This window comes from Micromonospora sp. MP36 (assembly GCF_008119785.1).
In the GTDB taxonomy this organism is placed as follows: Bacteria; Actinomycetota; Actinomycetes; order Mycobacteriales; family Micromonosporaceae; genus Micromonospora.
Genome location: NZ_VSFA01000195.1, coordinates 1 through 7,164, shown reverse-complemented (window position 1 = coordinate 7,164; position 7,164 = coordinate 1). Strand labels below are relative to the sequence as shown.

Sequence of the window (7,164 nt, the reverse complement as noted above, 5' to 3'; positions counted from 1 at the left end):
GGCTTCACCAAGGCCGATCACTGCGCACTTCACGGTTCGATTGCCTCCAATGTGTCTCTTGCCTACAGGACGCGGGCCTGGGCTGCGGCCAGCGCCCCTGCAGCGCGCCTCAGTTCTGGAACCCACGCCTCCAGTTCGTCGATGGAATGACGCTCACTCGGGCCGGAGAGGGTGGCCACTCCGACCACGTCCCCGTCGACTCCGTGGACTGGTGCACTGGCCCCAGAGGTTCCTACCGCGCGCTCATTGACTGTGATGTTGTAGCCACGTGTGCGGATCAGGGCGAGTTGCCCGCGAAGCGCCTCCGGCGTGATGACCACGCCTTCGGCGCTGCGCATGGTGCCCGCCGTGCTGATCAGTTCCTCAAGGTCCGCCTCCGTCATCCACGCTGCGAGGACCTTCCCAGCTCCCAGGTAAAGCGGCAGACGCCTACCGATCGGCAGCTGATACCGGAGCGGGTAGGTGCCTTCGACCCGTGCCACCACGATGCGCTCCATTCCCGAGCGCACGTGATAGGAGGCGGTCAGGCCAGTCGTTGCAGCAAGCTCTTGCAGGACGGGGGCTGCCGCCCGGCTGACGCTGTCTGAGACGAGAAAGGCGTGCGCCGCGGCGAGAACCGCCACGCCGACCCGGTAGCCTCCGGCGTCGCTGGTCACGTAGTCCCTCTTTTGCAGAGTGGTCAGGATCCGCAACGCCGTTGCCCGGTGTAGCCCGGTGGCTCGGGCGACGTCGGCAAGCCGCACCGGCCCTTCGTGTTTGACGAGTGCGTCAAGGACATCCATCGCGCGCTCCAGTGAGCGCATGTTGGAGGCACCCTTGCCTGGGGATTCCAGTGAGATGGCCTCTGCCTCCGACATAACCACTCCTTGTTCCGCCCTCTTGGTTACCGACGGACTGTAGCGATAGCCTCGCGGCGCTTTGCCTCGTCGACGAAGACCGCCTCGGCGGCGGTGGCAACCACCTCGGCGTCTGCTTGTGGCACCACGACAACACCATCTGCGTCGCCGACGACGATGTCTCCGAGGCTAACCGCGACGCCGCCAACGGCAATGGTCACTCCGAGCCGGCCCGGACCGTGTTTGTAGGGCCCTGCCGGGGTGCATGCTCGGGCGAACACCGGCATGCCGATCTCCCCCAGGTCGGCGGCGTCTCGTACCGCACCGTCAAGGACGAAACCGGCTATGCCGGCGGCTGCTGCCCGTCCACCGATGAGCTCTCCGAGCAGCGCCCTCGATTCGTCGCCCTGCCCGTTGACGACGATGACGTCTCCCGGCTTGGCGATGCGCAGCGCCGCGTGGATCGCGGCGTTGTCGCCTGCTCGGGTCCAGACGGTGAAGGCTGGCCCGGCAACTTTGGCTCCCGGCCAACTGGCTTGGATGCGGGAATCGAGAGCACCCAGACGCTCCATGGCGTCGCCGATGTTTGCCGTGGGGAGCGCCGCGAGGCGCCGGACCAGGTCCGGGCTCGGACGGGCGAAGTCGGCCAGTGCCGGTGAGATGCTAACGGTTTCCGTCACTGTGGTGTTCACTTCTTGGCCACGAGGGGCAGGACAGCCTTGACGGTCTCCTCCTGCTCGCCCCAGAACTTCTTGTATTCGTCTGCGCTCAGGTAGTTCGTCTGCAGACCCAGAGCCTTCATCTTGGACTCGACGGCGGGGTCCTCGATCGCCTTCTTGAGGGCGGCCTCCAGCTTCGTAGCAACCTCTGCGGGCAAGCCGGCGGGAGCGGAGTAGCCGCGGGCAGTTGCCGAGATGACATCGACGCCCTGCTCCTTGAACGTCGGCGTGTCGGGCAGGAACTCGCTGCGCTGTTCGCCCATCACCCCGAGCAGCTTGATCTTCTTCTGCTTGACCAGGTCGGTAACGTCACTGGCGCTGCCGATGTACACCTGCACGTGGCCGCCGAGGAAGGCAGCTGTCGCCTGGGAGGCGCCCTCCGAGAAGTGAACGAGGGCGAACTTCGCGCCCGTCTTCTGCTCGATGTCGACCGCGGCGAAATGCTCGCCGGTCTGAATGCCTGTCGTGCTGGCAGTGATCTTGCTCGGGGTCTTCTTCGCCGCGTCGATCAGGTCCTGCAGGGAGTTGTACGGGCTGTCGGGGGCCACCCCGACAACGGCCGGGTCGATCACCTGCATGCCCAGAGGCTGGAAGCTGTCGCGGGTGTACTTGGCTCCGCGGGACTTGTCCAAGGGGGACACCACGACGGACGGCGAGCCAGTAGCGCCAATGGTGTAACCGTCGGGCTTGGCGCTGGTGAGGGCGGTGTAACCGATCTGCCCTCCGGCACCGGGCTTGTTGACGACCTCGACGTTGGTCCCAAGCTCCTTCTCAAGAATGGGAGCGACGAGCCGAGCCGCGGTATCGACGGCACCACCGGGCGCAAAGGAAACGATCAGCTCGACCGGCTTGCCCTTGCGGGGCCAGTTCTGAGCTCCGCCCGCTGAGGAATTGTTCGGGCCACATGCTGCCAAGGCCAGGCTGATACACAGCGCAGCCGCGACGGCGAGGGACGCTTTGGGTCGCATGGGTTCTCCTCTAGTTCTGGGGAATGCCGATGGGGGTTGGTGGTTGGGTCTGGGTAGCCCTGCGGCGTCAGGTTTCTGGGTCCTCGTTGAGGGCCGCGGGCTTGCGCAGGCGTAGCAGCGGACTCGCGGCGATGAGCACGCCGATGACGAGGAGGACGACGGTTAGGGGACGAGTGAGGAAGATCGTGAAGCTTCCCTGAGAGATGTCGAGGGACTCCCGCAGAGATCTCTCCATGAGCGGCCCGAGGACCACGGTGAGGACCAGCGGGGCGAGGGGGATGTCGAGGCGTCGCATGGCGAGCCCGACGACCCCGAAGAGGATCATGACGAAGACGTCGAAGACGCTGTAGTTGATCGTGTAGGAGCCGATCACAAGAAAGAGCAGGATCAGGGCCGTCAGGATCTTCTCGGGGATCCGGAGGATGGCAGTCCAGAGCCTGACGAGTGGGACGTTGAGCACCAGCAGGATGACATTGCCGATGAACAGGCTCGCGATGATGGCCCACGCCACCTCGGAGTGCTCCGTGAACAGGGTCGGCCCAGGGGTCAAACCCTGTTGGAGAAAGGCGCCCATGAGAACGGCGATCGTGGGCGAGGCGGGAATGCCGAGGGTGAACAGCGGAATGAGTGCACCGTTGGCGTGGGCATTGTTGGCAGTCTCCGGTCCGGCAACGCCCTCCACGGCACCCGAGCCGAGTTCGTCACGGTAGCGCGAGAACTTGCGCTCCGCACCGTACGACAGCAGGGACGAGACGGACCCGGTCATGCCTGGGATGAGACCGAGGAGGAATCCCACGCCGGTGCCGCGCAGGATCGCCGGCGCGCTACGTCGAAGGTCGGTGCGCGTGGGCAGAAGGCCCCTCATGCCGGGGGTGAGCGGGTGGTTACGGCCACCGGTGGCGGTCATGAGGATCTCGGACAGGCCGAAGAGACCAACGATGACAGCCACGAAGCTGACCCCGTCGAGAAGGCGGTCACTACCGAAGGTGAACCGGGGCGCTCCGGCTACCGGATCGATTCCCACCATCGCAATCAACAGTCCGAGCACTCCGGAGATCAAAGCGCGAACCATGCTCTTACCGGCAAGCGCAACGAGGAGAGAGATGCCCACGACCATGAGGCCGAAGAACTCCGGAGGACCGATCTTCAGACCCAGAGATCCCAAGGGACGGGCCGCGATGACGAGACCGATGGTGGCAACCACGCCGCCGACGAACGATCCGACGGCCGCAATCGTGAGGGCCACTCCAGCGCGGCCCTTCTTGGTCATGGCGTAGCCGTCGATCGTGGTGATTGCTGACGCCGCCTCACCGGGAGTGTTCAAGAGAACGCTGGTGATCGTGCCGCCATATGCCGTGCCGTAGAAGATGGCGGCCAGCATGATGATTGCGCTGGTGGGCTCCAGGTTGAGCGTGAGCGGGATGAGGAGTGCAACGCCGGCAACCGGACCGATGCCGGGAAGCACCCCGATCAGCGTGCCGACAAGGCAGCCGATGAAGGCGAACAGTAGGTTCTGCGGCGAAAGGGCAGCGGCGAAACCGCCCAGGAGTTCGTTCACGACGTCCACGTCAGACTCCCAGCCAGGTGAGGGGCGGCACGGTGGCGTACGGCAGCGGCACCAGCAGGAAGTCATTGAAGAGATAGAACGCGCCGATGCTGCCTGCCACCGCAATCACGACCGATGTGAGCCACCCGCGCCGGCCCATGACCTTCAGGTGGAAGAGCAGGAACAGCAGCATGCTGGCCTGAAAACCGAGGACGTTCAGAACGGCCGCCAACACCACCAGTGAGGCGATCGTGATCGCCGGCCGCCTCCAGGGATAGGCATCCTTGGCGGGGCTACCGGCTGCGGCACGACGGGTCTGGATGAACCAAGCGACGCTTAGCAGGACCAAGGCCACCGCCAGAACCAGCGGGAAGAAGCCGGGCCCCGGACCTTGTGGCAGCCAAATGCCCAGACCGCGGGCCGAGATGACGACGTACGCGGCGAGAACGATCAAGACCGCCTGGGCCACCCAGGCCCCGACGGGACGCTGGGCGGGCTTGCTCCTGTCCGCCTCCGGTGCGGCCTTATTGCCGGCGAGCATCTCCACTGACAACTCCACGTTTCACTGTATGAAACAATGTTTCACGGATGTGACAGCGATGATGCAGGGTCGCCTCTACGTCGTCAAGCCCCTCACTTACGCCACAAGCTGGTTCTGTCGCACCTCTCGAGACGGGCGAGGCGTCACCACGAACCGGCGCCGAGGGGGCGGAATTGCGCCGGCACGGGTAGGGCTAAATGATAAAAAAACTGCTGGAAGCGCTCCCGGCCAGAGTCCCGCACGCCGAGGCGACGGTCCAATGGCAAGAAGTCCCGGACCGCGAGATCGGGTGCCGGTAGATCGAGGTGTGCGGTTCGCGCCAGGGCAAACCGAACAACCTTCTTCTAACTTGATCTTGCGTGACGCAGCTCCCCACGCTCGCCCGGAGGAGACAGCCGACAATCCATTGTCTTCCCGAGGGCGTGGTGACGCACGAGGTCGCCGCCTACCATCGGCTTCCCCGCATCCCGATGCGCCGCCGGTGTTTTAGAGGAAGCCGAGCTGGCGCGCCGTATCCTGGTGAACCGAAACGAGTTCAGCAAGCGGGATCGGCTTGCGAGACACCACCGAGAGATCCTTGCCCTCCCTGGTCCACGGCGGTGGCCACGCGCTGATCCCCCGATCCAGAGCCACGCCGGCTACCTCGATCTCCCACCCCGGCTAGCGCAAGCCCTCAGAGGGCGGTTCGAAGATCTTTGAGTTGGTCTGCGGTTTGAGTCCGATTGGAGATCGTCCTGCAGGTTCGCTGTGGATAGAGATCACCGGATGTCGTGGAAGATGAATCCCGGACCGTCGGCCGTTAGCGGCGTTGGGCTGGTCATGGGTGATCGAAAGCCGTATCCCAGTGATGTCACCGACGAGCAGTGGGCGCTGATCGGCCCGTTCCTGCAGGCGTGGAAGGCCAAGCGCGTCTCGGTCTCGGGCCATCAGGGTGACTACGATCTGCGGGAGATCGTGAACGCGATCCTCTATCAGAACCGGACCGGCTGTCAGTGGGCGTATCTGCCGCACGACCTCCCACAGAAGTCAGCGACGTACTACTACTTCGCGTTGTGGCGTGACGACGGCACCGACCAGGCGATCCATGAACTGCTGCGCTGCCAGGCGAGGGAGAAGGCCGGCCGCCGGGAGGATCCGACCGCGGTCGTGCTGGACACGCAGTCGCTGCGTGCGGCCAACCACGTGCCGGCGGCGACGGGCAAGGACGCCGCGAAACGAGTGCCCGGTCGTAAGCGGGGCCTGGCCGTGGACGCCCTCGGCCTGATCAGCGCCGTGGTGGTGACCGCCGCCTCGATCACCGACAACGCGATCGGGATCAAGCTCCTGGACAAGGTCGCCGAGCACACCCCGACGGTCACCCGGGCCTGGGTGGACGCCGGCTTCAAACAGGACGTCGCGGTCCACGGCGCCGTCCTGGGCATCGACGTCGAGATCGTCAAACGCGCCGACACCGGCCAGGGGTTCGTGCCGGTCCGCAAGCGGTGGATCGTCGAGCAGGTCAACGGCACGCTGATGCTGCACCGCCGCCTCGCCCGCGAGTACGAGAGCCGACCGGAGTCATCGGTGTCGCGCACCCTGTGGGCGTCGATGGCCAACCTGGTCCGGCGGCTGACCGGCACCAACACCCCGTCCTGGCGGCACCGGTGAACGTCACCACGATCCTCGACCTGATCGCCGAACGCGAAGCCGCCGCAGGTCAGGCCGCCGATCGGCTACGCCAGCAGATCACGACGCTCACCGCCGAACTCGCCCGCATCGACAGCGAACTGGCCGACCTGACGACCACCCGCACCACCCTGCAAGCACTGGCCGCCGCCGAGTTCACGGCCGAGGATCCGACCATCGCCAGCGCCCCCTACCAGCAGATCCTTGCCGTCCTCCACGCCGCGCCCACCGGGATGCGCGCCAAAGACATCTGCATCGCCGTCAGCGTCGAGCCCTCACCCAAGCACGCCGAAGGCGCTCGCGCGAGGCTGAAACGCCTGGTCAGCCGCCAGATCCTCACCGAGACCGAGCCCGGAATATTCGTTCTTGCCCCGAAAAGGGCCTAGCCTTTCGAACCGCGCCCTCTCAGAGACTCCCGCCCCCGCTGCTGCGGAGGTTGCTGCCGTCCGTCGGGTTCCGGTGGTCGTCCAGACGGCGGCGGGCCTCCGCCGACGCCGCCAGGTTACGGACCTGGTGGTCCCCGTCGGTCGCCGTCCGTCGGCTGCGGCGCCACAATGCCAGCGCCACGAGGACAAGCAGTACGACGATGAGGATGACGAGCCAGCGCATGTCCGCCTCCTGGAGGTGAGATCCCTGCCGTCCAGGATGCACGGCCAGGTCAAGGGCCAGGACTGGCGATGGGGACGGCAGGTAAGTGCAGCTGAGGGGTAGCTGCAGAACCTCACCCTCCGCCAGGTGAACCAACCCGGGCGCGGGCGACGCCTCCACCGGGCTGCGAGACGTCCTCTAGGAACGGGCCGATCAGCGCCCACTGCTCGTCGGTGACATCACTGGGATACGGCTTTCGATCACCCATGACCAGCCCAACGCCGCTAACGGCCGACGGTCT

Annotated in this window: 8 protein-coding genes and 1 pseudogene; 2 read left to right on the top strand and 7 right to left on the bottom strand. The window is 65.7% G+C overall.

Going from position 1 to position 7,164, the window contains the following annotated elements; all coding sequences use genetic code 11:
- Positions 1–62 precede the first annotated feature (62 nt).
- From FXF52_RS39955 to FXF52_RS39935, 5 genes are all read right to left on the bottom strand, one after another.
- Complete coding sequence (locus FXF52_RS39955; RefSeq protein WP_148804837.1) at positions 63–857, bottom strand: IclR family transcriptional regulator; 795 nt, start codon at positions 855–857, stop codon at positions 63–65.
- 26 nt (positions 858–883) lie between these two features.
- Positions 884–1,528: a hypothetical protein gene (locus tag FXF52_RS39950; protein ID WP_222870940.1), complete on the bottom strand. Its 645-nt coding sequence runs from the start codon at positions 1,526–1,528 to the stop codon at positions 884–886.
- Positions 1,525–2,523, bottom strand: a complete 999-nt coding sequence (locus tag FXF52_RS39945) for a tripartite tricarboxylate transporter substrate binding protein (RefSeq protein WP_148804836.1) — start codon at positions 2,521–2,523, stop codon at positions 1,525–1,527. The genes FXF52_RS39950 and FXF52_RS39945 overlap by 4 nt, the downstream gene beginning before the upstream one ends.
- Positions 2,524–2,590: 67 nt before the next feature.
- Complete coding sequence (locus FXF52_RS39940) at positions 2,591–4,090, bottom strand: tripartite tricarboxylate transporter permease (protein WP_148804835.1); 1,500 nt, start codon at positions 4,088–4,090, stop codon at positions 2,591–2,593.
- Between the two features lies 1 nt (position 4,091).
- Entirely contained in the window at positions 4,092–4,610 is a 519-nt protein-coding gene (locus FXF52_RS39935) for a tripartite tricarboxylate transporter TctB family protein (protein WP_255472891.1), read from the bottom strand.
- An 819-nt stretch (positions 4,611–5,429) separates the two neighbouring features.
- On the opposite strand from FXF52_RS39935, the gene FXF52_RS39925 reads away from it, so the two are divergent.
- Together FXF52_RS39925 and FXF52_RS39920 are read left to right on the top strand one after the other, a co-directional pair.
- A complete protein-coding gene (locus tag FXF52_RS39925) occupies positions 5,430–6,257 on the top strand; it encodes an IS5 family transposase (RefSeq protein WP_148804833.1) in 828 nt (275 codons plus the stop codon).
- Positions 6,254–6,661: a hypothetical protein gene (locus FXF52_RS39920; protein ID WP_148804832.1), complete on the top strand. Its 408-nt coding sequence runs from the start codon at positions 6,254–6,256 to the stop codon at positions 6,659–6,661. Before FXF52_RS39925 ends, FXF52_RS39920 begins: the two co-directional genes overlap by 4 nt.
- A 19-nt stretch (positions 6,662–6,680) precedes the next feature.
- On the opposite strand, the gene FXF52_RS39915 is transcribed toward FXF52_RS39920, so the two are convergent.
- Together FXF52_RS39915 and FXF52_RS44355 are read right to left on the bottom strand one after the other, a co-directional pair.
- Positions 6,681–6,884: a hypothetical protein gene (locus FXF52_RS39915; protein ID WP_143193843.1), complete on the bottom strand. Its 204-nt coding sequence runs from the start codon at positions 6,882–6,884 to the stop codon at positions 6,681–6,683.
- 175 nt (positions 6,885–7,059) lie between these two features.
- A pseudogene (locus FXF52_RS44355) lies at positions 7,060–7,131 on the bottom strand (transposase); the annotation flags it as partial.
- Positions 7,132–7,164 lie beyond the last annotated feature (33 nt).

Coding starts and splice junctions, on each gene's coding strand:
- FXF52_RS39935 (WP_255472891.1), bottom strand. CDS start 4,610: ATGCTCGCCGGCAATAAGGCCGCACCGGAGGCGGACAGGAGCAAGCCC.
- FXF52_RS39915 (WP_143193843.1), bottom strand. CDS start 6,884: ATGCGCTGGCTCGTCATCCTCATCGTCGTACTGCTTGTCCTCGTGGCG.
- FXF52_RS39955 (WP_148804837.1), bottom strand. CDS start 857: ATGTCGGAGGCAGAGGCCATCTCACTGGAATCCCCAGGCAAGGGTGCC.
- FXF52_RS39945 (WP_148804836.1), bottom strand. CDS start 2,523: ATGCGACCCAAAGCGTCCCTCGCCGTCGCGGCTGCGCTGTGTATCAGC.
- FXF52_RS39925 (WP_148804833.1), top strand. CDS start 5,430: ATGGGTGATCGAAAGCCGTATCCCAGTGATGTCACCGACGAGCAGTGG.